The sequence below is a fragment of the Burkholderiales bacterium genome, from assembly GCA_015075645.1.
Taxonomy (GTDB): domain Bacteria; phylum Pseudomonadota; class Gammaproteobacteria; order Burkholderiales; family Casimicrobiaceae; genus VBCG01.
On the sequence record JABTUF010000001.1, the window covers coordinates 1 to 25,400 of the forward strand.

Sequence of the window (25,400 nt, forward strand, 5' to 3'; positions counted from 1 at the left end):
CGGTCGGCGCAAGCCTTGAGACGGCATGAATGCAGCGCTCAAGGAATGGTTGGCGCAGCACCCTGCGAAGCGCAAGTTGCGCAGCCGGGGTGCGGGCTGAGCTGCGTACGAGCATACCGACCGGTAGGCACCTTGTTGCTCGTGCATGCCGGTGCGGGGTACCGAGCCTAGGTCGTCCGACGCGCGCGCTCTGAAAGCACATCACGACATCCTGCTGATGGTCGCCGCTCAAATCGACCCATTGACCAGGCGAAATCGGCGGGCCTCCCGCACCCGTTCGCGCGCAAGCGATGCGTCGCGTACGAATATCGTATTGCCCTCGCCCTTCCCGGCCTCTGTCAGGACACGCGTGACGGGATCGTAGGTATGCATCGCGAAGCCGAAGCGGCGCATCTCGTCGACGAGATCGTCGTCACTCACGCCGTAACGACTTCCGCTCCCATTGGTTTCCATGATGACCGCGAGCACGCGCGGGTCGGCCAGGGCACGTCGAGCCCCCTTCAGGACCGACCACTCGTAGCCTTCGACGTCGATCTTGATGAGCGTTGGAACTGCGTCCCCAACGAGTTCGTCGAGTGTCGTCACCGGCACCTCGATCGCTACGCCCTCCTCGCCGGCGGCAAGTACGTGATTGATGGTGTCGAAGTCGGTCGTGAACCGCAGTGTCCCGCTCCGCTCGGCAAGCCCGCCCTGCCAGCATTGCACTCGCCTCCCAAGGCCATTGAGCGCCACGTTTCGCTGCAGATGAACGAACGTCGACGGCACCGGTTCCACCGCGACGGACCTCGCACCCACCGCTCCTGACGCGAGGATCGTGTAGCTCCCGACGTTGGCGCCGACATCGAGAAACCGATCGGCCTCGCGCAACACGTGCAGCAGGAACCCCATCTCGCGATGCTCGTGCAATCCGCAATACCAGTTGCCCGTTGCTCCGGTCATGCCGCGCGTGACGAACAATCGCGCCGAATCGACGAATGGCAACGCAACCGGCCCTGGGAGAAGGCGGCTGGCAACCTGCCAGCGGGCAACGCGCGCGAGAGCAGCAATTCGCGCCTCCGCATTCAGCGGATGCGCCCACACAAAGCGAAACAGATCGAATAGCCTCATTGCCCCCTAGCGGCACGAGCAGCGTGTGGGTTCGGCTTCAGCCGAACCCATTTCGCCTCAATGCAGTACCGGTCCGAGTCAAGCCTGCCCCACAGCCCGCCCCTCCGCAACGTCCCCAAGCAACCTGCGCCATCGCTCGACGGCGATCGGTTTGTCGAAGCGCGCCTCGAACACTCGGCGCGCATTGCGCCCCATCCGGTCGCGCAGGTTGTCGTCACCACGCAATGCCCGGATCGCCGCGACCAACTCGCCCACATCGCCCGGCCTCACGCTGAACCCGGACTCCGAGGAACGCAGCTCCGTTGCGATCTCGCCATTCAGGTCGCCCACGAAGATCGTCGGCCGCCCGGCCGCGGCGATGCCATAGAACTTGCTCGGCACGATCAACCCTTCGAGCGATGGCTGCAACGACACCAAGTGGGCGTCGGCGGCGCTCAGGCTCTGCGCGAGGCGTTCCCGCGGCTGATACGGCTTGAACACGAGATTGCCGAGCCCTCGCGCGGCCGACGCCTCGGCAATCATCGCCCTCTGCGCGCCACCGCCGATGAACAGGAACACGACTTCCGGATCGTCTCGCAACGCCATCGCGGCATCGAGGATCGTCTCGAACTCATGCGCCCGGCCCATGTTCCCCGAATAGCCTACGACGAACTTGCCTCCCAGCCGCCATTCCGCACGCAGCGGGTTCGACGCCGCGGGCACGGGTTCGATCGCCGAGCCATCCGCCCAGTTCGGGATCACGACGACGCGCCCGGGGTCGACGCCAAGCGCGACGACCCGATCGCACATCAGCCGCCCGAGCACGACGTTGGCCGAAGCTCGGCGCAGCGATTCGTTCCGGAACCACGACAGCAGCCGGCCAAAAATCCCTCGTCCCAGACCGAGCCCGAGCGCACCAGCCGCCTCGGGGAAGACGTCTTGCAGCCAATTCACGACCCGGGCATCTCGAAATCCGGCGACCCACCGCACGGGCACCGAAATGAGCGGCGGATCGGTCTTGGCGACCACCACGTCGCCCTTTCGAATCACCCTGAAGACCTCGAAGATCGCCGTGACGTAGAAGCTCAGATAGTCGAACCCCCGTCCCACCAGCGTCGCGCGGCCGAACGACGTGGTACGGACCCGGTGAACGTGAACGCCGTCGATGTCTTCACGTGGCGGCAGCCGCGCCGCCGGATCGTCATAGCGCAAACGACTTGTGACGACGTGAACTTCAGCTCCGCCCGCAGCGAGCGCGACGGCGAGGTCCGTCAGCAACTGGCTCGTGGCGGAGTGATCGGGGGCGTAGAAGCGGTTGACGAAGGCAAGACGCATCAGGCGGGTGGCCTCTCCGCAACGGCGATCATCGATCTCGCCAGCGGCCCGATGCGTCCGACCCGCCGGAAGCGGATCTTCGTGAACCCCGCCTCGCCGAGAAGGTGTCGAAGCGTCCGCTCCGACCAGAATTTGATATGGCCGCCATCCCAAAGCGCCGTGAAATGCGCGTCCATGCGCCCCGTCAACGCCAGGGCCAGGTTCTTCAGATAGCCGTGATAGGGAGTGCTGATGATTGCCGCGCCTCCAGGTTCCAGCAAGTCGAACACGGTCTTGGCGAACTTGCGTGGAAAGTACAGATGCTCGACGACTTCCAGGCTCACGACGGCGGGGAACTGGCCGTACACGCCGGCAAGATCGTCATAAGCCGATCCCATTGCCAACCGCAGCGACGGATACGCGACCCGGGCTTGCGCGATGCCGCTCTCGCTGAAATCCACCCCCGCGACATCGATGCCGCGCGACGCCATCCAGTTGGCCACGGCCCCATTGCCACAGCCCACTTCGAACACGCGCGCCGGGCGCGCCTCATCGAGAATGCGCGCGAGCGCGGGAAGCAGGAACCTGTGCGAGTGATTCAGGCTGGCATCCTGGTAACGGTAGGCCGGATCTCCATCCGCCATGGATGAACACTCCTTCAGGATACCGAACGTCGGACCAGGAATGGTCCGAGCACCAACACGTCCATCTTCGTCCTCAGGAAGCAGTCCAGCGCCTCCTCGGGCTTGCACACCACCGGCTCGTTCTCGTTGAACGACGTGTTGAGGACCATGGGCACGCCGGTGAGATCGCGGAACGCCTCGATCAGCCGGTAGTAGAGGGGGTTCGTCTCGCGATGGACGGTCTGCAGTCGGCCTGTCCCATCCACGTGCGTTACCGCCGGAATGCGGTGGCGCTGCCCGGCGCGAATCGGATAGACCTGCATCATGAACGGGACGTCGCCGTCGAGTTCGAACCAGTCGGCCACTGCCTCGCGCAGGATCGACGGCGCGAACGGCCGGAACGATTCGCGCCGCTTGATCTTGAGGTTGAGGATGTCCTTCATGTCGGCGCGCCGCGGGTCGCCCAGGATCGAGCGGTTGCCCAACGCACGCGGACCCCATTCCATCCGCCCCTGGAACCACCCGACGACCTCGCCGTCCGCGATCGCCAAGGCCGTGCGACGACACAGTTCGTCTGCATCGTCGACCCGTTCCACCACGCAGCCTGCCGCCGCAATGTCGTCGCACCTGGCTTCGAGAACTCCCCGAATGGCGTCCTCGTCGAACTCCGGCCCCCAGTAGGCGTGGTCCATCACCGGGCCGCGCGCCCCGCCCAATTCGTGCCAGACCGCATAGGCGGCGCCGATGGCGCCTCCCGCGTCGCCCGCCGCCGACTGGACGTAGATGCGTTTGAAGGGCGTCCGGAGTGTGATCTTGCCGTTGGCCACGGAATTCATCCCACACCCTCCCGCGACGGCAAGGGCATCCACCTGATGACGCGCATGCAGCACATTGAGCAGGTGGAAGAACGCTTCCTCGTACATCGCCTGAACCGACCGGGCAATGTCGCGATGGCGCTGCTCGAGCGGATCAGTCGGTAGGCGCGCGGGCCCGAGCATCTTCTCGAGCCCAGCGGAGAACAGCGCGCCGACGTGAGGCTCGCCGCCCTCCCACTCATAGTCGATCTTCTCGACGTGATGGCGGAAGGCGTCGAGGTTGAGGCGATACCCGCCGTCGGACTCCAACAGCACGATGCGGCGCATGACATCGAGGTACGCCGGCTCACCGTACGGCGCGAGGCCCATCACCTTGTATTCGTCGCCGTAATGCGGAAAGCCAAGGTACTGAGTAAGCGCCTGGTAGAAGATGCCGAGCGAGTGCGGAAAGTACACCCGGCCATCGACGTCGATCCTGGTACCGCGGCCCAAACCCCACGCGGCACTCGCAAAGTCGCCGAACCCGTCCACAGACACGACCACCGCCTCCTCGAAGGGCGACACGTGGAATGCTGACGACAGATGGGCAACGTGGTGCTCGACGTGGTGCACGCGGGCACGCAACGCCACGCCCGGAAACGCCGCAGCCAGGTGGCCGTCAAGGCCGGCGCGCTCCCGCTTGTTGCGCAGGCGATCGAGCACCAGTCCAAGATCCGGTCGCGCCTTGAGTGTGTAGGCGATCTTGCGACCGAGATTGGCCTTCGCGTCCTGATTCACCGCGACGTGGTCGACGTCGTCCAGTCGTATCCCGCCGGCCGCGAGGCAATACCGGATCGCCTCCGACGGGAACCCGGCCCAGTGCTTGATGCGCCGGAAGCGCTCCTCTTCCGCGGCGGCGACGATGGCGCCGTCGAGGATCAAACATGCGGATGCGTCACCGTGGAATGCATTGAGTCCGAGAATCCAAGTCATCAAAGGCGGCCCGTCAATCGCGACAGACGTTCGACCCGCGTTGCAGATATCCTACTTCTGCTTTGCATTACGCTGTGCGTAGTCTGAGAGCACGGCCGCCACAAGTGCCACCAAATTCGGGACTCGCGCTTCCGCTGACAACCGGCGCTGCGCAGCCAGCGCGCCCAAGCATGCCGCCAGAAGCCCGTCGCCATCCTCGGCCACCACTACTCGACCCGCTTGCTCGAGCTCATGTGCGAGTTCGACCTGGTGATCGTCCACGTGCTCCCCGAGCGCGGCTCTGCGCGCCATTACGACAGGCACCTTCCGCGCCGCAATCGCATGCATAACCGATCCCGCGCCTGCATGCAAGATCAAGAGCTCCGACTCACGCACAAGCTCTTCGAAGCGGCTCATCGACGTGAATGCACACACACTGCACCGATCTGAATGGAAGGACGCAGAACCGGCCTGAACAATTACCGGTTGCGGCAGCTCTTGCGCCACGGCGTCAACCGCCGCGAGCAAGCGAATGAATGGCTGCGTCGCATTCCCGACTGATACGAATGTGCTCAAATCAACTGCCCCCCGAATCGCCCCTTCGGAAAATATTTCCGCAAGCCTTCCCATTGATAGAAAAAATCGTGCGCGACATAGTAGAGGATACGACCAGTAAGTGAGGGGCGGTGAATGCGCGTCATCGACTCGATGAACACTATGCGGGCGCCAAATATGAATCGACCAACTATGGCGAACGGCACTACCGGCCCAGCACCCGTACTGAGGATCACGTCCGGCCGCGAGCGGTAGAGTATCCGAAGGGCCTCAATGAAGTTCAACGCCACGCGCCAGTCGCGCTCCGCGTGCGTGATGAAAACCGTACGCCCTTCCATGTCTGGCGACAGGAGCACCTTGTCGTTGAGCACATAGAAATGATCGAACGCCTCGTACACCGACCGTAGGCATCGGACCTCCGTCAGATGGCCGCCGCACGACGATACTACGCAGATCTTCACTCCTCAGGCTCCGCTGTCGGGGCGGACAAACCTGCCAAGATTCCTCGGCCCGTATGCAAGGCCACGATCCTTACTCGGACCTCACCCAATTGGGGGCCTCACCACCTTTCACGACCCATTCATACGTTGCGCTCATTTTCCTGGCAACCCGGGTCCAAGAGAACTCCTGCTCCATCCACGCTCGCCCCCGAAGGCCCCTTGCGTTCAAGTCGCTCGCAGGGAGTGACATCGCCCTTTCGAGGCCGGCAACCAATGGATCCACGCCAATATCGATCCACCATCCTGCCTCCCGCGATGAGAGTTCTTGCCATGGAGCCCCCTTGGTTACGATGGCTGGCGTTCCGGCAGCCAACGCCTCGGCTACAGACATGCCGAAGTTCTCGGAATGCGTCGGAAGGACGAACAGGTTCGCCTGGGCATACGCCTGCCACTTCTCCCTCCCATAAAGCGGACCCCGGAACTCGATGCGTTCCAGCCTCAGTTCGCCAGCAAGACGCTGCAAGTTCGCCAGATACCTCTGACTGCCTGAGCCAACGACCTTCAATTGCCAATCAGGAAACCGCAGGTGGAGTGCCGCCCACGCCGACAACAGCATGTCCAATCCCTTCGTGGGATGGACTCTGCTGAGGAACAGCAGCGTGCGAGCAGTCGCCGATCGCCTTGGCATCAACTCCGGAATGTCTACGCCATTAGGCAACACCACCACAGGCTGTCGAAAGCCCAATTGACGAATGTCTCGATATTCGGATTCCGCAGTAGCGTGAAAGCAGAATGTCGCTACCAACGCAGGGCGCTGCACTGTCGGCCAAAATACACGTTTGATCGGAGAGCCGGAACGCAATGCCCACGCGGACAGCATTCCGCGTGGCGAAACGACTAACGGCACACGCGATTGTTGCGCCACCCGCCCCGGATACACATTGGGCATCATCCAGAGACCGTGATTGTGAAGCAGATCGACCTTTCTGGATGCTGCCTGGGCCCGAAGCCAGCGATTGAGCGCAGGCGATCGCCCCAGCCGTCTGGGTCCGAGCCCGAGCGGGAACGGCTTGAGAAAACTCGGCGGCGACGTCATCGGCGCCCAATCGAGCGCCGCGAGTGTGACCTCGTGTCCACATGCAATTAGTGACTCGCACAATCGCACCACGGAATACGAGGGTCCGGCCGCTTCGTCGGCGATCGCCGAGATCAGTTGGACCAACTTCACAGCGTAGTCCAGACGCGCGTTGGTTGCGCTATCGGAGCCGTGCCCAAGCTGACAACAGAGAGCGCAAGGCGACCGGGAGGGACGACAATCACACTTTGGCTACAGCGCATGAGTCCATTATCGCGCGCGCCAAGGCGCGACTTCCGGCTTCGCTTGAACTTGAGGTCGCTCCCTGGAGCCAATGTCCCGCCGGGATGCCAAACCCTGTCTTGCGGCGCCGAATGACGTCGCCTGGCAACGGCCTTGTGGGCGCACGCGCCATAAGGGTCTTGTTCGGGAATCGCCCAAAGGCCGGCAGATAGGCTCCTGCCTGCCCAAGCAGCCGCGCGTCGACCAGCGGCGTTCGAAGTTCCACGCCGTGGTCCATGCTCGCCCAGTCGCTGTCGCGCAGCAGTTGGTTGCGCAGATAGGTCATCGATTCGATCTGCCCGAGCGCCAGACGCGGATCCGCCGGAAGGTCACCGCACATGCGGCGCACGCAAAGCGCGGCATCGAACCCCCGCAGTGCTACTTGCGCCGCGTCGTTGCCCATCAGCCCCGGCAGGTCCTCGGGAGCGAATAGACTTCGGCGCAGCCACCATGCGCCCGCCATGGAACGGCTCCACTCGGGAAGGTGATGCCACCGGCGGTTGCCTGTCCGATCCGCCCGTCGGTCCGCCCACCACCGCAACGCGGAGGCCGCGCCGGGAATCATAGCCATGGCCCGGCGCGCGGCGACCAGCCTCGGGAGCTGCCGAAAGCTCGCGTATCCCTGGAAGAGTTCGTCTCCGCCCACGCCCGACACGACGACCTTCAGGCCGTTATCGGCGGCTGCCTTGCTCGCGTACCACGTGTTGATGCCGTCGATGCTGGGCTGGTCCATCGCGTCCAGAATGCGCGGCAGGTCGGACACGAACTCATCGCGCGTGACGCGGCGGACGTGGTGCCTGATGCCGTAGTGCGCGGCGATCCGCGCCGCGACCGGCGCCTCGTCCTCCGGCCGCCCCGCGAACTCGTCGTAGGTCAGCGTAACGCCCTCGAGCGCGTGCGCGCCCGCCTCGACCATCAGACCGGCGAGCGCGCCCGAATCGATGCCCCCCGACAGGAACACGCCCACCGGCACGTCGGCGACGAGGTGCCTTGCGACGGACTCCTTCAGCGCAGCTCGCACGCCTTCGCGAACTTCGGCGTCGGGCAATCGATTGTCCGGGGCGGACCGCCACGCCTCGCCGATGTCCCACCAGCACTTCGGCGGACCGACCCGCCCCTCGTCGATCCACGCAAAATGTCCGGCGGGCAGCGCGCGAATGTCCCGGAACCAGGTTCGCGGCTCCGGCACGCTGCCCAACAGCCAGAAGCCCGCCTGGCCGTGGACGTCCGGCTCGCGCGACACGAGCCCCGTCGCGAGCAGAGCCTTGACCTGCGACGCGACCAGCGCCCCCTGCGAGGTCTGGGCGTAGTAGAGCGGCTTGATGCCGTAAGGATCGCGCGCGGCGAATCCCCGCCGAGCCACACGGTCCCAGATCACGAACGCGAACATGCCGTGCAGCCGCGGCAGCATCGCTTCGCCTTGGATGGCGTAAGTCCCGCCGGGATCAAAACCCTGTCTTGCCCGCCAGACGGCGTCGCGAGGAACGCGGCTCACGCGGTGTCTGGCCAAGTACGACGTCGTCCGGTGGACCTTGCGAGCCCGCGATAAACGGACGCGCCCGTGGCGCCACCGGCTCCTGCCAGCCGCGACACTGTCGAGCTCGCGGGAAGCGCGGACCGCCTGAGCGCCGATAGTCGCGTGTAGCGCGCGACCTGTTCTGACCCGCCCTCGTCTCCAAGCTGACGCGAGGCGAAATGACGGCGTTCACGCAGGAGTTCAGAACTGGCGGTCGGGTTACCAGGCCATCGGTTCGCCGGCGCGCTGATGCGAGCAGACGCTGCGCCGGGTGCGCCGAAGGAACGCCGCGGATCGTGCAGGTCGATGATCGCGAGCAACTTCGCGATGACCTGTGAAGTACGCGACCGCAACGGAAGAACTTTCCGCTGCCGACGATGTGCAACGCACGCTGACGGTGAGCATCAGCGGCATCGGGCCCGTCATGGCGGGGCCGGATCGCACACGGCGAACCGATGGGCAACTGGGCGCTGCTGCTGCAGCGATGCACGCACGCGGCCCTACCGCGGATGTATCGAGGCTGCGGGAGCGCGGCTACCAGGTGAGCCGGCGCGGGTCGAGCACTGATGCGGACGCATGACCTGAGGGCGCGGCACAAGCGCCGGTCTGGCGACGACCGATTCCAGGCACGCGCTGCCGGTGGCGGATCGCCTGCTGGCCTGGGAGTTTGCGCTGGCGTCGCCTAGGACGCATCTGACGCATGGCATCCGGACCGATGCGGGTTGGCTGTATCTGGCCGCAACCGCGAGGTGGTTTATTGGCCGATACTGCCGCGGATGACGGCGGATGATCGGTCGATCCGATGCAACGGCGCCCGGATTGATGCATCACTCCAGCGACCGAAGCGGCGGCGCCTGTCTCCAGGGCCCGTGGTCGAGTTCGGCATGACCGTCGATGAGCCGCAACTGCGACAACGCGCCGACCGAGAGCCTTCAGCAGCTTGAAGAACGAGCGCGTGCACACCGGCGCGACGCGCGAGGCGGCGATCGCCGATCTGTTCGACTACATCGAGGTGTTCTACAACCGCAGGCGCAAGCACTCGACGCTCGGCTATGTTTCGCCGGCGCGGTTCCTGGCCGGTTGGATCAGCAGTCAGCACGAGCAAGCCGTGGCAGCATGACCCCGTTCCCTTGGCGGACGAAAAACAGAGGGAAGCTCAGGGGAGCGGAATCACATCGGCGTCCTGGCCACAGATTTCCGACCTGACATCGGCGAAAAATGCGCGGAACAGGTCCTCAAACTGCTCAGGAATGTAGTACCTGGCCGAAAAGCCGTCCGTCGATCGGTAAAGCGATTCTTCATAACTCCGGGTCAGGAACCGAAAGTTAGCGATATGGGACTTCCAGAACACCAGCCGCGCTGCCATGCCGAGCCGGTTGTAGACCATTACTCGCGCCTGTCCTTCCGGACGAACGACGCGCGCGATTTCTCTGACGATTCTTGCGGTCCGCGCTGAGTGGTGAATCACGCCCCAGGACCAGACGAAATCGAATTCGTGGTCGTCAAATGCAAGGTTCTCTGCGTCGGCCTCGATGACTCGCGCGTTGAGCCCCTTTAGCGCCAAACGTCGCGAAGTTGCTTCGATAGATTTGGGGGACACGTCCACGGCCGTTACGTCTGCTCCCGCCCGAACCATCGTTTCACAGTGAAAACCCATTCCGCAGCCGATTTCCAGAACACGTTTACCCTTCAGCTCCTCCAGCGGCATGATTTGATCGAACGGTTTCTGGCTACTTGCGAAAAGCCGCGCGCCGTGCAAGAACCGCTGATCGATCTGATCGAACCACTCGCGGGTGTAACGTTCCGAGTCAATCGTGCCGTGCCAATCGTAGGCCATCGCATTGCTGGTCCACCACGCGCGATTCCCCGTTTGAACCTGATCCGAACACATGTCTTCAAGCCGTTTCTCGGGATCTTTTTTGTCTTTCATTCGTCCCTTCCTAACGAATAGACGTTCGTTCGCAAAACATCCCACCGTGTCATACCGAGGCTGCGCTTGGGGCGGTTCAGTTCACGGTTACAGCACACTGCGTATTGCTGCTTCGTAAGATGAAATTGCCTGCTTCAACTCATGCGGCGCTCGGTACAGCCGCGCCTGTTGAACTAGTTGCTGGTCCGCTGCTTCATTTCGAACGATGCGCCCCATATTTTCAGCCAAACCATCAACATCGCCAACCTCAAATCCGAGGGCCGCTCCCTGTCTACACATCTCCCGTGCATCCGAACTGCAATAACTGGTGACTACCGGCACGTCACAGAACATCGCCTCGAGCACGGCATTTGAAAAGCCTTCGTACTCTGATGCCAGAACCAGGGCCGCGGCAGCGCTCAGAATGGGCAGCGGATTCTCCAGTACGCCGATAAACGTCACCGAATCCTGGACGCCCAGACTCCTCACGAGCCGCTCCAACCTCTCCCTGGCTTCACCATCGCCAACGATCACAAGACCACACTCACCGGCGCAACCTGCCCGTGAGTACGCCTCCACAATCGTGTCCACGCGTTTCATCGCATCGAGCCTGCCAACCCATACCATGTACCGCTCATGGCAGATTGAGATGGACGATCTCTGCGTCGCGAGCATGCCGACCCGATCGGCATCGACAATATTTGGCAGACGGATGCCGCATTCCGCGTGCCTGCCCATCATTTGGCATGTCTCCCGCAAACCATCAATGGAATTCGCTGTGATCAGATCGGCGCAAGTGTAGAGTCTCTTGATGGTTACCGTATGCATGAACCGGCGAAAACGGTTCGCGTTCTTCAGATTCTCGTGTGGGCGGGTGATTTCGTTGATGATCAGCTTGGGGCGATTCGTCATGCCCAGCAGCGCCATCGACGCCACGGCAATCGGGAAGAGTCCGAATGCGAAGACTACGTCGTAGTGCGATTGCCGAATCAATCGCTGCAGTTGTATCGCAATGCCGAGGTAACTCCATCTATTTTTCCAGTGAAGACGTAGTATCTTCCCTCTATGCGTTTGGCCAAGCGACCCGTTGTCATGGAGAACCGCAACGTCGGCTATGCCGCCAAAAAGGTGCTCCGCGAGCCTCGCCAATCGCGCCTCGGCGCCCCCACCTGCGATCCCCCCCCCGACCAACAGTACTGCGGGCTCCGCGCTGCTGCCCCTCCGCATAAAACGTGCTTCCTACCTTCCTTGCAAGACATCGTGGCGGACGGAGCAATCTTTCAGCAACAGCTTCAGATCGGCCAGCGATGCTTTTCCGAGAGAATGGCGAAACCAGAGTTCAAGCCATAGCACCAACCACAAGCGGGTCTCGTGACTGGCACCTTGCCGCTGTTCGGCGATCATTCGATGAACGGGCGCGGCACAAATCCAACCGTGCGAAGTTGCAACGCTGTCCCGCAGCAGGCTCTCCAAAATCGCGCCCAACCGACTGCGGAACCAATGCCTCAACGGCAAAGCAAAGCCCATCTTTCTCCGGTACACGATCTCAGGGGGCACCCACTTCGCAGCAATCTTCTTCAGAAGCCACTTACGTCGCCCCCAGTTCAGCTTCATCCTGTCCGGCAGATTCCATGCCGTCTCCACGACCTCTCGACCCAAATACGGGCACCGCGCTTCGAGCGACGCGGCCATGGTTGCCACGTCGACCTTGGTCAGGTAGTCGTCCGCCAATTGAACATGGAAGTCATCGAACAGCACCCGCTGCATTGCACTAGCGTCCGCCCGCTCGAGGGCCCTGCCCACGCGGAGTGAATCCAGATCACTTGCGAGTACGGACTGCAGTCGCGGTCCGGCCAACTCGACGAGTGCACCATGCCAGCTCAGGCTGTTCGTATAACCGCTACCGGGCGCAGCGAGCGAGAGTACGTTCAACGCCTGCCACCGCCTCCCTAGCGCTCCAAGGCGCGTGGCCAGGGCGGGAACGAGGTTCCTGCGCAGGCCGATTGGAATCAACGCCGCATAACGAGCGGCATATACGGCGGACTGCACCCGCCAGTACCCACCGAATGACTCATCCCCGCCGTCACCGGTCAAGCACACTTTGACGTGCTCCCGCGCAAAGCTCGCCAGCAAGAAAGATGGCACACACGATGCGTCGCCAAATGGTTGTCCATACTGCACCACCAGGTGAGGCAAGCAAGAGAGTGCATCACGCAGATCCACCTCGCGCGTGTGAAGGGGGATGCCCAGATGCCCGGCCACCTTTCGCGCATGCGGGATCTCGTTGAAATCCGCCTCGGCAAATCCAAGTGCGAATGCCGGCAAACCAGGTTGTACGCGGCTGGCCATCGCGGCCACGAGCGATGAGTCGACACCGCCGCTGAGGAACAAGCCCACAGGCACATCCGCATCGAGACACCTGGTAACGCTATTCGCCACCGTCGATTCAACTGCCCGAAAGCACACCTGATACTCCTCGCTGAATGGTCTCGCCGAAGGAAATTCCCAATACCGCGCCAACCGTGGGCTTCCACCGGGGACGATCTGCAAGATGTGAGCAGGGGGAAGAGCCCTGATTCCACTCCAGATAGTGTGCGATGCCGGAATGAAGCTGTGCACAAGGTGGCACGCGATGGCCACGGGATCGATCTCCCGCTCCGGCAAGAACGGCGCGATGGCCTCAATCGAAGAGGCAAAGATTAGCCCGGCAGCGCTGCCGCAGTAGTAGAGCGGTTTCTCGCCGAAACGGTCGCGCGCCAGCAACAGAGTCTCTCTCCGCGCATCCCAGATCGCAATGGCGAACATCCCGTCCAGCTTCCCGAAGATCGCACTACCCCATGTCTCGTAACCCTTCACAATCACTTCGGTATCGGATCGCGAGCGAAACGACTGTCCCATCGCGACCAACTCAGATCTCAGCTCGCGCCAGTTGTATATCTCCCCGTTAAACACGACCTGAACGTCGCCGTCGCTGCCCGCCAAGGGGCAACGCCCGGCTTCGCTCAAGTCCCGAATGCTCAACCGCCGGTGTACGAGCCCGATATGCTTCGCGCGATACATACCCAAGTCGTCCGGACCGCGATACAGCATCGCGCCGCCCATTGCGATGAGATCGCTTTCGCGTGGTATCGCCGCTTCGTGAAGGAACTCGCCGCCCAAGCCGCACATGGTTACGTCGCTCGTCTCTCTACAGCGCCAAGGCGGAGCGGCACCTGAATGTGGCAAACGGATCGTGGGACGGAACCTCGATCCGATGGAGCGTGTACGGGGTTGTCGTCCCAACGTTGCTGCCCTTCACTTGCGTGACGGCAGCCTCGAAACCCGCAACTCGCACCGCGTCAACGCACCGATCATCGAATGCGCCGTCCGGGAACGCAAAGAGTCGGCAAGGTTCGCCCAGCTCGTCTTCGATTCTCCGCTTCGACCCCAAAAGCTCGTCTGCGACGACCTTGTCGGAGGAAACTGGGAGATAGCTGTGAAATTCAGTGTGCGACCCGAACCGTACACCGTGGTCACGCATCGTTCTGATCTGGTCCCAACGGAGAGGCCGGCGCACCCAGTCAACTGGAACGCGGAGATGGGCGCGCAAGGCTTCCAGAAGCTCGAACCTCTCACCCGGCGGCAACGGGGCCCACTGGTGCTGAAGGTTCCGAGCAACCGCGATCTTCTCCTTCAGACTTCCGAGCCGCGCGGGGAACGGAAACGACATCACGTTCAGCGTTGCTCGCTCAAGGATCTCAACGATCTGTGTGGGCCAAGGTGGGCGGCCAGAATCGATGAAGTCAGTGGCCAGAAAGACGGTCGCCGGAACCCCGTACTGCTTCAGCAACGGCCAGGCGAAGGTGAAATTGTCCTCGAAACCGTCGTCGATCGTCAGGGCCAGGAAAGGCTGGTGTTCCACGGCTCCAGCTCGGATGTTTCCGACGCCCTGTTCCAGCGAAACCATGCAGAAGTGGGACCTCAAGTAACGCAGGTGCCGCTCGAACTGACGCACAGGCAGAGCCCCGAACAGCCCCTGCGGCACACCGTCCCCGAACGAATGGTAGGTGAGGACGAGCAAATGGCCACGCAACGCGTCGCGCCTGCGGTGTGGCGCTCCGCTGGCGTCGAGCCCGCCGTGAATCAGACCCTTCGCGACGTACTTCAGCCAATTCACGGTAGAGCCTTGACCCCTCCGCGCCGCTCGAACGCATAGCGCGTTGCCGCGATCACGTTCTCCATATTCGGCTCGTAGGCGAAGAACTGCGCCTGTCTCCTGGCGGCTTCGCCCATCTTGTGCCGCTCGTCCACAGGCAACGCGAAGTGTCTCGTCATCGCGTTGGAAAGGAGATCAGCCTCCGGCGACTCGACGACGTATCCGTTCACGCCGTCCTCGATGAGCCCGCCGGCAGCCGGCACAACGCGACTCACCACACATGGCCTTCGGCAGAGCATGGCCTCGTTGATCATTCTTGCCCACGTCTCGTAGCGTGAGGAGCAGAGGACCACATCACAGGCAAGATAGTAGGGCACCGTCTGCAGACTGGGAACGAAGCCGGCGAAGTGGATCCTGCTGGGTTCGACATGGCGGCACACTTCAGCCTTCATGGCGTCGGTCATCCGGCCGGATCCGACGATCAGGAAGCGGGCCCGGGGATCCTTACTTGCGACCCGATGGAACGTCTCCATGGCGATGTCGGGACCCTTGAACCAATTGTGCTGTGCGATGAAAAGGATCACGTGATCGTCGTCCGCCCAGCCCTGATCAGTTCGCAGTGCGAGCGCGGCTTCCTGTACTTGCGCGCTCTCGGACGCCGCGAGGAAGTGCTCGGTATCGACCGAGTAGGGTACGAAGAACAGCGAAGATTCCTTCGCGCCGGCATCCATCAAGACCTTCCGACTGTAATCGCCGCCATAGTGGTGCGCATCGAACATTCTCAGCACGAAGCTGCGAAACGGCCGCATCAGCCGCCCTTTCAGCGGTCGCCGCGGGTCGAGAAAGTAGTTGAGCGTTCCCCGATGTACTTGTGCCTGTCCGCGCCACCAGTTCCGCACGATGATCTCCAGCGCGCCCGGCCAACCGTAACCATACATGAGGACCACGTGGGCGCCCCATGTCCGCGCAGCCAATCTCAACGCGTCCGCATTCTCCCCTTGGGCCGACTCGTAGCCGGCGAGCAGGTCGTCGCCCCAATCGATGCGACCCGCGTACTGCGCGTCAAACCGCTGTCTGTCGACTTTCTGGACGTAGAAGACCTTGAAGACCAGGTCCTCGCGCCGCGCACACAACCGGAAGAGCGGGACCTCGAAGTGCGAGATCGATTCTGTGAGTACCGCCAGTCGCAGCGGCGACTCGGAAGGATCGGTGTGCATCAGAGGGAGGCTCAGGCGTCGCGAAGACTGTCTTCGCCGCATCCCACATCGAGCAGGACATCTCCCGGTCCGACACTTGTTGCGAGGCGGCTGCTGAATTCGCGACCAGATCCGTAGCCGCAGAGATCGAGGTAATGACTCGGAAGACGGCGTTGCAGCGGAGCGAGAGGGCGCGCAATCAATTGCCGGATCCAGATGCAGGAGAATCGAGGTCAAGTGCCGCGTCCCTTGGCGCCAGTACGGCAAGATAGTCCGAGGCGAGGCGCGGGTGCGGAGCCATTCGATCGAGCGCGTAGCAGAAGACATTGCCCGCCGCGACCCCGAGCAAGCCGATCGGGCGAAGTGCGCGGTACCTCATCAGGCCGCCCATCAGACAAGTGTTCCACAGCGACGCAAAGCGGGTGAACAACCCGCCCAGTCGCATGCATTCGCGCACCTGCAACCCGACTGTGTCCGCAACTGCCCGCAGCCCCTCCGGCATCAACCGAAAGTAGTCGTGCGGGGCGTCGTGCTCCGGATAGCACATGCTCTCGAAAACGATCACGCTCCCCCCGGCACGTAGCAGCCGACGCACCTCCTTCAGGACCGCTGAAGGTTCGGGAACATCTGTGATGGCTTGGCACAACAGGACCGCGTCCGCCGAGCGGTCGGGCAGCGGGACGCACCTCATATCCCCTCTGATGACCTCCGCATCCAGCGGATCGTGGTCCACCCGCAGATACTGGCGCGCGTAGGGAAAGCACTTTCGGAACGGACTCTCACCACACGCCAGGTCGAGTACGACGCCAGTGTGGGCTCGCCCCAACTTCTCGAGGGCGGGGAGCAGGTACCTGCCAACGACCCAGTTCTCTCCAAAGACGGACTCGAACTTCCGCAGGCGGGTCATGTCCGCCGACTCACCGGAGCCAGAGTCAGAATCCGCGACGTGCGCTGCTGCATCACCCCCCTCAGCGAAGGATAGAGTAGGTAAAGCGCCCAAAGAATCAGGGCCACGCGAATCAGGTCGGTCAGGATCGGCTGAACCGTCACCCCGACGTCCAGTAGCATCAGGACGGTCATTGCCAGCAATACCAGCCAGTGCGGCGACAGGATGTTCCCCCGCCGTGCCTTAGCTTCCACAAACGCGAGCCAGCCACCCATGCACGCCATGCCGAGGACGATGCCGGCATAGCCCCACGCGAAATACAGACTGCCCAAAAGGGTCACCGATATGCCGCCGTACCTCCACCCATAGTATTCGGCGGCATTGCGGCCGGAATGGAAGAACTCCGGCTTGTCAGGCACGATGAATCGGGGAAGGACCGCGTATAGGGGTGCGAATACACTCTCCCAAGCGTGCTCGTACGGCGATATTCTCCCGGTATGCTCCAGCAGGTCCGAGAACGTCGTCGCATGGCTGAGCCGACTCAACACAGTCTTCGTCTTCACCTCCGTTTCCCGGTCCTCGTAGGCATCGACAAACGGCACACTCGCCATCACTGCGCGTCCGAAGGACTCCACTTGCACTGTGATGTCGAACACGTTCCCCCCCGCGTCGTGCTCGGCCAGAATGAGCGCACGGTACTCCGTGATGACGAGGAACGCGGCGTAAAACACCATCACTGCTCCCGCACCAATAGCCGCTTGTCGGAGATTGAGTCGTATCGGCAGCACTGCCCCCACGAGCAACACGACGACGATCCCGCGAATGATCGAAGCCTTGGATCCAATCGTGACTATCTCGACGACCGAGATGCCGACGAGGCACCAAAACAGCAGCGTCAGGTGGCGGTCAGTCAACTTCTTGTAGTAGAGGACCAGGAAGCCGAAGAGAAACGGCTGCCTCAACGCACTCATCAGGCCGAGTGCCTGATGCAGTGTGCCGGCGGCACTCTCCACGTTAACCGCATTGCGTTCGACGAAGGTAAGCGAGATTCCAAAAAGCACAACCGACAAAGCCCAAGAGATCACGGCCAGCCACCCGATGCTGGTCACGATATAGACCGTATAGCTAATTCGGCCGCGTATCCACTCAGCCTCGCGGCCTAACGCCCCTTTCGGGTTGCGAAACAGCAAGACCACGAATGCGTATGCAACGGCAAAGGCGCTAAATCCCCGTAGAGCCCACAGTATGCTGAAGGCGAGACTCTCCAATGGGGCGGGCCTCCAACCGGAATAGAAATCGTAGAACAGCACTTCCAGAGGATAGGCGAGCACATAGGCGACGACTACTAGCATTGCCGCCGACAAGACGAATCCATCGCGCTTCGATATTGCCAACAGGACAAGCGCAACCACAAGAAACAAACCCGCGGCGACCTCACCGCTCAGGTCGAGCATGCTCAGCGTAGAGACTCCCGCCAGGCATAAGGCAAGCAACGAGCGATTGGCTACGCGCACGATTCCGCCACCATGCGGGACTGCCGGTGGATGGTCGCCTGCAACCGCAATCGTGTCACCGGAGAGAACGACGCAGGTGAATGGCTGCTTCGCGTCAGTTTCGCGCAAGCTGCCTGATGCTGATCCTCGCATACTTCATGAACCGCCAAAGGAGAAACGCGGTACTCGTCCCCTGTGCGACAAGCACAAGTATCGCCATCCCGAGCGCGCTCCATGTCCGCACCACCGGATACGCTCCCGCGAGCAGCATCAGTGACGCCAGCCCGTCGGCAGCAATGGCAGGTCTGTTGATCTCCCATGCCCTGAATAGATAAATCAGCACGTTCTTTAGCCCCAGGAAGGCAAACGCCACTGCAAGCACCTGGGCGTATGGCACGGCGGCGGAGAAGTCCGCGCCGAAAACAGCTGGCAACAGCAACGGCAAGGCGACCACCATGAGCACCGTCATCCCGAACAACAGCGTCACCAACCTGCGCAGTGTGCTCGCGATGGCCGCCGCGCTTTCCGGACCTCCCCCGGCCTTGGCTGCGGCGGGCAGCATCACGTTGTTGTAGGTTTGCACGACCAGAGATTGCGCTGCAGTTGCCGCCGTAGAGGCAACAACGTACAGACCCAACTGCAGGTCGCTGGAGAGAAGAACCAACGCCATCTTGTCGATCTGCATGGCGAGAAACATGACGAGATTGGCCGCATGCAGGCGCGCCCCTTGAGCGAGCAGTTCCCGGGCCTCGCGCAACGACGGCCTCACATTCAATCCCGGTCGCACCTGCCATAAGCGGATCAATGCGACCAACGCGGTGCCGGACAAGACCGCGACGGCAGCGCTGCGGATCGTCAGCCAGTCCGCAAGCCAAAGACCGGCCAGCAGCAATGGATAGGTCGCGGCTTGAATGATCCGCTGGAGGTTGAAGTTGCGATAGTTGAACTCCCCCTGTTCCACTGCGAGGAAATTCATCGCGATAAACGTCAATGGGACGAAGATGGCGAAGTAGATCTGGGTGAACGTCAGGCTGGCCTGTCGCGTCGGCCCGAGGAGCAAGGGCAAGATCGGCACGCCGACGGCGACCACAACGATCGCCAAAGCTAGCGAAAGGCCGAGCGTCGTCGCCCTGAGCGTTCGCGTCGTCCCTGACCTTGCCGTGCGAATCGTGATCGCCTCGTTGATCCCCATTGCGGCCACGCCGGCGACAAAGTGTGGCCAGTAGGTGATCGCGGCGAGATGCCCCCGATCCTCTGCCCCAAGAAGTCGCGCAGCGAGGACCCCGCTCGCGAGGCCACTCGCAAAAATGATCCCGTTGGCGAGAAAGGTCTGCCGCCATGGCTTCACCGAGGCGCGCTCCAATCATTTCAATCCGGCAACTTGACCATGAGCCCCTGCTGAACGAAGAACTGAGTCGGAGCGAAATCGGTGAACCAGTTGACTTCGGCACTTCTCTCGCGCGCGAACTCGAGGATGGCTGCCTCCGCCTTCCTCGCGTCTTCGTCCCTGCTAATCACGCCTCGATCGGAATTGTCAAGATAGAAGATGCCACCATTTCTCAACAAGGGGAGCGCCGTCACGGTGCACTGATGGCGGCAAATTCCGTCGACAACGATCAGGTCGAACCCTGCAGTGTCATTCGCCATGAATTGGCTGTACTCATCAATCCGTTCTGCATGGTGCAAGTGAACGTTTCGCAAATGCGCTCTTGATATGAGATCTACGACTCTTGCATGCCATGGACCCGAGTCCTCGACCGCGTATACCTCGCCAGCGCGTTTGGCGAACCAGATTGTCGACATACCTGACCCGAATTCCAGTACCCGGGAGTCGTGACCTCCTTCCAGGGCCCGCCGCAACGATCTTGGTAAGCAGCGCTGGTCTCATGCTGACAGCAACGCCGTGCGATTGCATGCGGTCGCCTCCCGCAGATCGGCCTCTCGACCGGTCTCGCTTTGAGACGTGCTGCCAGTTGCCGGGATGAGCGCAAGGTAGGGGAGTTCCTCTGGGGAAGTGAGCACAGAAGTCAGTTTCATGGCATCTCCCGGGCGACAGGCACTGCGGTCGCTACTGCATTCTTTCGCGCCAGCTGCGCGCCGCCGGCGCCTTGTTGTTGGCAGCGTTTCACTTCCAGGCGAGATCTCCGGGCACGGTACCGCAAGTCAAGCGGGGCCGGCTCCTGAACCCGTCATGTCCATTCGTTCTGCCAGCAATCTCAGAGAGTTCGAGCAGTTGCGGAAAGCAAGGCGTCGAAATAGCCTACCGTCCGCCCGAGCCCCGCCTCCAGCCCCACCCTCGGCCCCCACCCCAACCTCTCCTCGCCAGCGCAATCTCCGGCTGCCTCTGCCTCGGATCATCCCCCGGCAGCGGCCGGAACTCGATCGTCGACTTCGACCCGGTGATCGCGATCACCTTCTCCGCCAGCTCGCGGATCGTGAACTCGTCGGGGTTGCCGAGGTTCACCGGCCCGGTGAACTCGGGCGGCGTGGCCATCAGCGCCACCAGCGCGTCGATCATGTCGTCGACGTAGCAGAACGAGCGTGTCTGCGAGCCGTCGCCGTAAATGGTGATCGGCTCGCCCTTCAGCGCCTGCACGATGAAGTTCGACACGACGCGCCCGTCGTTCGGGTGCATCCGCGGGCCATAGGTGTTGAAGATGCGCGCGACCTTGATCGAAAGGCCGTGCTGGCGGTGGTAGTCGAAGAAGAGCGTCTCGGCGCAGCGCTTGCCCTCGTCGTAACACGAGCGCGGGCCGATCGGGTTGACGTTGCCCCAGTAGCTCTCGACCTGCGGGTGGACCGTCGGGTCGCCGTAGACCTCGGAGGTCGAGGCCTGCAGGATCGGGCAGCGCAGGCGCTTGGCGAGGCCCAGCATGTTGATCGCGCCGTGGACCGAGGTCTTGGTGGTCTGGACCGGGTCGTGCTGGTAGTGGATCGGCGAGGCCGGGCAGGCGAGGTTGTAGATCTCGTCCACCTCGAGGTAGAGCGGGAACGTGACGTCGTGGCGGATGAACTCGAAGCGCGGGTTGCCGAACAGGTGCTCGATGTTGCGCTTCGTTCCGGTGAAGAGGTTGTCGACGCAGACGACGTCGTGCCCCTGCGCGAGCAGGCGGTCGATCAGGTGCGAGCCGAGGAAGCCCGCGCCCCCGGTGACCAGCACACGCTTTGTCGCTTCGTAGTTGCGCACCCGCCCGACCTCGACCCCCGGATTGCCCACCGCTCACCGCCGCACCACCCGCCGCACCTGGCGCCGCCCGAATCGTACCAGCGCGCGGTAGCGGTGCGTGTAGTACAGCGCATGGACGGCGAGGCAGGCGAGCAGCGCCCGGGTATCGTCGGAGAGGACGATCGCCATGGCCAGGCAGGCGGCGCCGCACGGCCAAAGCCGGGGTGACGCTGGCGTTGGCGCGGCGCAGGTGCCGGGGGTGATGGCCGGTGTCGGGTCGGCGCCGCTCCGCGCGCGCCGGTACGGGATCGCGATTCGGCGGTAGACGAGCGAGTGCAGGTGCAGCGCGTCGGGCTCCATCAGCGGACGGAGGCGCACGACGCCGCGGCGGTACATCGCGAACAGCGTGTCGACGGACGGGTAGCCGGCCAGCACGATCACCTACCGGGCGGAGAGTTCGCCGTTGCGTGCGACGAGTTGCATCACGCCCGACGTCGGTTCCCGGGTGCGGGGCGGCATCACGCCGCCACGGCTGCGGGAGGAAGGGCGATTGCGCGTCGGCGCGGCTCCAATATGCCGATCGATGACAGGGTCCCTGTCGCTCGCCGGTGCTGGCGGCCGAGGGTAACGCCTGCGGACAGGCTTACCCCGGCGGTCGGCGGGGCTGCCACCTTGCGCACGATGACATGAATATATATTTCATATATAATCAAGACCGGCGCCTTCCGCGCCGCAAGAACCGCCCATGCGTCCTCGACACCTCGATCCGGCTACCGCGCCACGGCAAGAGCTGCTGCTCAAGTTCAAGGCGGACACCCGCAGCACGGTGAGCCGCGAGACGGTACGCGCGCTCGCCGTGGCCGAAGGCGTCAGCGAGACCCAGCTCATCCATCGTGCGCTGGCCGAATTTCGCGAGCGCAGCGCGCGGCGCAAGGCGCCGGTCGCCAAGCCCTTGCTCGCGACGGTGGCGAAGGCCGAAGCTCGATCACCACGGCCGCAGCGCCAGCGCCCGCAGTCATTGCGCGAAGCCGCGCTGCAGGGCCGTGCACACGGCCACCTCGACGCGTCGCTGCGCGAGTTCCTCGACGAGTTCTATGTTGCGACGGACGCCGTGGCGCGCGCGCGCATGCTGAGCGAAGAGCCGCCGCTCGGCGATGACGCACGCGCCAACGCGTACCTGGCCGCGGTAGCCGAGCATCTGGCGCTCCGCAGTCGGTTGCCCGTGCCCGAGTGGACCGCCGGCGCGCAGCGCTTCCTGCGTCGGCCGTTCTTTCCCGGCGGCCTCGAATCGCTCAAGGCGACGCTGCTCAAGGAAAGCCCGGTCGCCTTTCGCCGTCGGCTCATCTTCGTCGATGCGGACCCGCTCCATCGGCCACGGCGCAACACCGCCGGCGCAGCGATCGGAGCTGCGCCATGACGATGCCGGGTCGGCAGGACATCTTGCGCGGCTTGCGCGCCATCGACGACATGGCGCGGGCCGCCGGCGTCGTGGTGGATCTGTCGATTTACGGCGGCGCTGCGCTGGCGCTGGTGTTCGACTTGCGCCGCGCCACCAAAGACGTCGCTGCCGTGGTCAACGGCTCGCCCGATTTCCTGCGCCAGGCGGCGCGCGATGTCGCCGCCGTGGAAGGCTGGCCGGAAGACTGGCTGAACGACGGCGTGAAAGCCTTCACGTCCAGGCAGGAACAGATGGAGCTCATGGCGGATTTCGACAACACGGCCGAGGGCGGGCTGCGCATCTACACGCCGACGCCCGAGTATCTCTTTGCGATGAAGTGCATGGCGATGCGTCAGGAAGGGATCGAAGGATCGCACGACGTGAGCGACATCGAAGCGCTTGCCGATGTCGCGCACATCGAGAACGCGAAAGACGCGCTCGCGCTCGTGGAGGCATTCTATCCACCTGAACGCATTCCCGCCAAGGTCCGCTTCGGTGTCGAGGAGATCATGGAGCGAGTCGTGGCCAGGCGCGCCGCTGCTCGCAGCGGCTCCGGCCCCAGGTCATCCGGTGCATAGCCCCGGGTGACACCGCCGCACGCGCGGTCTCCAACCCCGGCAACGCGCATCCTGCGATCGCCGTGCGGCGAAGGCGCCGCTGGTTCGGCGCGCAGGAGTTCGCCGGGGCGTGGCGGTGGCCGGCGTGACGGGAACGACGGTGAGCACCAACCCACGCCACAGGGGCGTACGCCATCGCGACACCCACACCCCCGCCTTCTTGATCTCCTCATACACTCGTACATCGCATCGGGCGCGAGATCAGGTTCTCCGGGCCACGACACAGCACCGTGTTCGACGAACGCCTGCGCAACGACGGCCGGATCCGCCAGGGCCGCGAACACGCCTGCATCCCGCGACTGGACGAGGTCCACCCCGTGTGCTTCACCCTCGGTTCCGTCGCCGAACGAGACTTGCGAGCGAAGCCCGGGCAGCGACTTCACGGTCGCCGCTTGCCGAGGCACACGCGGCTGCAACGAGGGCGCAACGCCAGCGGGCGAATTCGCCGCCGGTCGCTCATCGTGTCCGGCGATCGTCCTGGGCGGGGAGCGCGCGCCGCACCTGCCTGCGCCCGAAGCGCACCAGCGCGCGGTAGCGCACCGTGTAGAAGATCGCGTAGACGGCGAGGCAGGCGAGCAGCGCCCAGGTATTGTCGTAGAAGACGATCGCCATCGCGAGGCAGGCGAGGCTGTGCACCCACAGGCCCGGGGCGACGCGCAGGTTGGCGCGGTGCAGGTGTCCGGTGCGCTGGCTGGCATCCACGGCGCGCCAGGGCGTGCGCCGCCGCTCGACGCCGTCCGGCGGGCCCGTGTCGCGCACGCGACGCTCGAGCCGCTGCAGTTCGCGCGGGATCGCGATCCGCCGGTAGACGAGCGAGTGCAGGTGCAATGCGTCGGGCTCCATCAGCGGGCGGCGGCGCACGACGCCGCGGCGGTACATCGCGAACAGCGTGTCGACGATCGGATAGCCGGCCAGCACGATCACGTACCAGGCGGAGAGTTCGCCGTTGCGCGCGACGAGCTGCATCGAGAGCTGCGCGTACATGAAGCCGAGGAAGTACGCGCCCGCGTCGCCGAGGAATACGCGCCCGCCCGGGTAGTTCCAGATCAGGAATCCCGCGAGCGCGCCCAGCATCGCGAGCGCCTGCGCGAGCGTTTCGCCGTCCTGCGCCCAGCCCGCGGCGATCGCGAGGCCGGCGAACAGGATGACCGCGGTGCCGCTCGCGAGGCCGTGCGCGCCGTCGATCAGGTTGAACGCGTTGCACGAGCCCACGACCATGAACCAGGTGAGCGGCAGCGCGAACCACAGGTGCGCGAGCAGGTAGTCGAGGAGCGGGAGGTCGACGCGCGGCACGATGCCGCCCGCGTAGTAGGTCGCGAGCGCGGCGGACACGAGCGCGGCGAGGAGGCGATAGCGCGGCCGCACGCTGCGGGTCAGGTCCTCCCACACGCCGACGACGACCACCGGAACGGCGGCGAGCGCGAGGGTGAGCGCGGGGTCGAGGTCGGGCTGGCCCAGCGCGCGCGCGGCGAGGGCCGCGGCCAGGAACGCGAGGAACACGATCGCGCCACCGAGGCGCGAGGTCGGGACGACGTGCACCGCCTGCACGCCGTCCGCGTGGTCGTGGCTGATCGAGCGCGCGCGGATCGCTGCCGGCATCACGGCGACGGCGAAGAGTGCGGGCACTGCGGCAAACCACCACTCCGGGTACATCTCCCCTTCCATCCCTGGCCTGCGCGGCGCCTCGTGCGGGCGGCGTTTGCGTTATGCCGTGGTCATTATAATCAGGCGGGGGGATGTGGATCGGCCGCGAGGTGCGGTGGGGTGGTCTTCGGGTTCTGGAGATTCGCCGTATCGGAGGGAAAGGCGGCGGATTGAGGCGAGGGGCGTCGGGCTGAAGCCCGACCCACGGGGCGATGCGCTTGTCGGGCTGAAGCCCGACCCACAACGCATTCCCGTAGGT

20 protein-coding genes and 2 pseudogenes are annotated in these 25,400 nt (G+C 63.7%); 2 read left to right on the plus strand and 20 right to left on the minus strand.

Features of this window, described 5'->3' with window-relative positions; all coding sequences use genetic code 11:
* Window positions 1-228 precede the first annotated feature (228 nt).
* From HS109_00005 to HS109_00040, 8 genes are all read right to left on the minus strand, one after another.
* Window positions 229-1,107 (minus strand): FkbM family methyltransferase, encoded by an 879-nt coding sequence (locus HS109_00005; protein ID MBE7520754.1) that lies wholly within the window; start codon window positions 1,105-1,107, stop codon window positions 229-231.
* A gap of 78 nt (window positions 1,108-1,185) precedes the next feature.
* The gene (locus tag HS109_00010; GenBank protein ID MBE7520755.1) at window positions 1,186-2,421 is read right to left on the minus strand and encodes a glycosyltransferase family 4 protein; all 1,236 of its coding nucleotides are present in this window, start codon (window positions 2,419-2,421) and stop codon (window positions 1,186-1,188) included.
* Window positions 2,421-3,044: a methyltransferase domain-containing protein gene (locus HS109_00015; protein MBE7520756.1), complete on the minus strand. Its 624-nt coding sequence runs from the start codon at window positions 3,042-3,044 to the stop codon at window positions 2,421-2,423. The genes HS109_00010 and HS109_00015 overlap by 1 nt, the downstream gene beginning before the upstream one ends.
* Before the next feature lie 14 nt (window positions 3,045-3,058).
* Entirely contained in the window at window positions 3,059-4,810 is a 1,752-nt protein-coding gene (locus HS109_00020) for a carbamoyltransferase (protein ID MBE7520757.1), read from the minus strand.
* Window positions 4,811-4,861: 51 nt separating this feature from the next.
* A complete protein-coding gene (locus HS109_00025) occupies window positions 4,862-5,365 on the minus strand; it encodes a hypothetical protein (protein ID MBE7520758.1) in 504 nt (167 codons plus the stop codon).
* Window positions 5,362-5,742 carry a hypothetical protein gene (locus HS109_00030; protein ID MBE7520759.1) on the minus strand — a complete coding sequence of 127 codons (381 nt, stop codon included), beginning with the start codon at window positions 5,740-5,742 and terminating at the stop codon, window positions 5,362-5,364. Before HS109_00030 ends, HS109_00025 begins: the two co-directional genes overlap by 4 nt.
* 133 nt (window positions 5,743-5,875) lie before the next feature.
* Window positions 5,876-7,012, minus strand: coding sequence for a glycosyltransferase (locus HS109_00035; GenBank protein ID MBE7520760.1), 1,137 nt, complete (start codon window positions 7,010-7,012; stop codon window positions 5,876-5,878).
* A gap of 88 nt (window positions 7,013-7,100) precedes the next feature.
* On the minus strand, window positions 7,101-8,552 hold the full coding sequence (locus tag HS109_00040) for an asparagine synthetase B (protein ID MBE7520761.1): 1,452 nt from the start codon (window positions 8,550-8,552) through the stop codon (window positions 7,101-7,103).
* A 993-nt stretch (window positions 8,553-9,545) separates the two neighbouring features.
* Here HS109_00040 and HS109_00045 point away from each other — a divergent pair.
* A pseudogene (locus HS109_00045) lies at window positions 9,546-9,777 on the plus strand (IS3 family transposase).
* A gap of 36 nt (window positions 9,778-9,813) precedes the next feature.
* On the opposite strand, the gene HS109_00050 reads toward HS109_00045, so the two are convergent.
* The 11 genes and pseudogenes from HS109_00050 to HS109_00100 form a co-directional block, all read right to left on the minus strand.
* Window positions 9,814-10,587 (minus strand): class I SAM-dependent methyltransferase, encoded by a 774-nt coding sequence (locus HS109_00050; protein MBE7520762.1) that lies wholly within the window; start codon window positions 10,585-10,587, stop codon window positions 9,814-9,816.
* A gap of 87 nt (window positions 10,588-10,674) precedes the next feature.
* On the minus strand, window positions 10,675-11,715 hold the full coding sequence (locus tag HS109_00055) for a glycosyltransferase (GenBank protein ID MBE7520763.1): 1,041 nt from the start codon (window positions 11,713-11,715) through the stop codon (window positions 10,675-10,677).
* A gap of 90 nt (window positions 11,716-11,805) precedes the next feature.
* On the minus strand, window positions 11,806-13,734 hold the full coding sequence (asnB, locus tag HS109_00060) for an asparagine synthase (glutamine-hydrolyzing) (GenBank protein MBE7520764.1): 1,929 nt from the start codon (window positions 13,732-13,734) through the stop codon (window positions 11,806-11,808).
* A 19-nt stretch (window positions 13,735-13,753) separates the two neighbouring features.
* A complete protein-coding gene (locus HS109_00065; GenBank protein MBE7520765.1) occupies window positions 13,754-14,722 on the minus strand; it encodes a polysaccharide deacetylase family protein in 969 nt (322 codons plus the stop codon).
* On the minus strand, window positions 14,719-15,918 hold the full coding sequence (locus HS109_00070) for a glycosyltransferase family 4 protein (GenBank protein ID MBE7520766.1): 1,200 nt from the start codon (window positions 15,916-15,918) through the stop codon (window positions 14,719-14,721). Before HS109_00070 ends, HS109_00065 begins: the two co-directional genes overlap by 4 nt.
* 178 nt (window positions 15,919-16,096) lie before the next feature.
* Window positions 16,097-16,804: a class I SAM-dependent methyltransferase gene (locus HS109_00075; GenBank protein MBE7520767.1), complete on the minus strand. Its 708-nt coding sequence runs from the start codon at window positions 16,802-16,804 to the stop codon at window positions 16,097-16,099.
* Window positions 16,801-18,237 carry a hypothetical protein gene (locus tag HS109_00080; GenBank protein ID MBE7520768.1) on the minus strand — a complete coding sequence of 479 codons (1,437 nt, stop codon included), beginning with the start codon at window positions 18,235-18,237 and terminating at the stop codon, window positions 16,801-16,803. The genes HS109_00075 and HS109_00080 overlap by 4 nt, the downstream gene beginning before the upstream one ends.
* 154 nt (window positions 18,238-18,391) lie before the next feature.
* Window positions 18,392-19,639, minus strand: a complete 1,248-nt coding sequence (locus tag HS109_00085) for an oligosaccharide flippase family protein (GenBank protein MBE7520769.1) — start codon at window positions 19,637-19,639, stop codon at window positions 18,392-18,394.
* Between the two features lie 5 nt (window positions 19,640-19,644).
* Window positions 19,645-20,079 carry a hypothetical protein gene (locus HS109_00090; protein ID MBE7520770.1) on the minus strand — a complete coding sequence of 145 codons (435 nt, stop codon included), beginning with the start codon at window positions 20,077-20,079 and terminating at the stop codon, window positions 19,645-19,647.
* Window positions 20,080-20,492: 413 nt separating this feature from the next.
* A pseudogene (locus HS109_00095) lies at window positions 20,493-21,463 on the minus strand (SDR family oxidoreductase).
* A 33-nt stretch (window positions 21,464-21,496) separates the two neighbouring features.
* Window positions 21,497-21,877 (minus strand): hypothetical protein, encoded by a 381-nt coding sequence (locus HS109_00100; protein ID MBE7520771.1) that lies wholly within the window; start codon window positions 21,875-21,877, stop codon window positions 21,497-21,499.
* Window positions 21,878-22,268: 391 nt separating this feature from the next.
* Between HS109_00100 and HS109_00105 the strand changes: the two genes are divergently transcribed.
* Window positions 22,269-22,859 (plus strand): hypothetical protein, encoded by a 591-nt coding sequence (locus tag HS109_00105; protein ID MBE7520772.1) that lies wholly within the window; start codon window positions 22,269-22,271, stop codon window positions 22,857-22,859.
* A 478-nt stretch (window positions 22,860-23,337) separates the two neighbouring features.
* On the opposite strand, the gene HS109_00110 is transcribed toward HS109_00105, so the two are convergent.
* Entirely contained in the window at window positions 23,338-24,195 is an 858-nt protein-coding gene (locus HS109_00110; GenBank protein ID MBE7520773.1) for a DUF2442 domain-containing protein, read from the minus strand.
* Between the last annotated feature and the right edge of the window lie 1,205 nt (window positions 24,196-25,400).

What these genes read in the sequence shown, in the direction of transcription:
- HS109_00005 (MBE7520754.1), bottom strand. Translation starts at nt 1,107, where the DNA reads ATGAGGCTATTCGATCTGTTTCGCTTTGTGTGGGCGCATCCGCTGAAT.
- HS109_00010 (MBE7520755.1), bottom strand. Translation starts at nt 2,421, where the DNA reads ATGCGTCTTGCCTTCGTCAACCGCTTCTACGCCCCCGATCACTCCGCC.
- HS109_00015 (MBE7520756.1), bottom strand. Translation starts at nt 3,044, where the DNA reads ATGGCGGATGGAGATCCGGCCTACCGTTACCAGGATGCCAGCCTGAAT.
- HS109_00020 (MBE7520757.1), bottom strand. Translation starts at nt 4,810, where the DNA reads ATGACTTGGATTCTCGGACTCAATGCATTCCACGGTGACGCATCCGCA.
- HS109_00040 (MBE7520761.1), bottom strand. Translation starts at nt 8,552, where the DNA reads ATGCTGCCGCGGCTGCACGGCATGTTCGCGTTCGTGATCTGGGACCGT.
- HS109_00050 (MBE7520762.1), bottom strand. Translation starts at nt 10,587, where the DNA reads ATGAAAGACAAAAAAGATCCCGAGAAACGGCTTGAAGACATGTGTTCG.
- asnB (MBE7520764.1), bottom strand. Translation starts at nt 13,734, where the DNA reads ATGTGCGGCTTGGGCGGCGAGTTCCTTCACGAAGCGGCGATACCACGC.
- HS109_00070 (MBE7520766.1), bottom strand. Translation starts at nt 15,918, where the DNA reads ATGCACACCGATCCTTCCGAGTCGCCGCTGCGACTGGCGGTACTCACA.
- HS109_00075 (MBE7520767.1), bottom strand. Translation starts at nt 16,804, where the DNA reads ATGACCCGCCTGCGGAAGTTCGAGTCCGTCTTTGGAGAGAACTGGGTC.
- HS109_00080 (MBE7520768.1), bottom strand. Translation starts at nt 18,237, where the DNA reads ATGCTCGACCTGAGCGGTGAGGTCGCCGCGGGTTTGTTTCTTGTGGTT.
- HS109_00090 (MBE7520770.1), bottom strand. Translation starts at nt 20,079, where the DNA reads ATGTCGACAATCTGGTTCGCCAAACGCGCTGGCGAGGTATACGCGGTC.
- HS109_00110 (MBE7520773.1), bottom strand. Translation starts at nt 24,195, where the DNA reads ATGCCAGCCAGCGCACCGGACACCTGCACCGCGCCAACCTGCGCGTCG.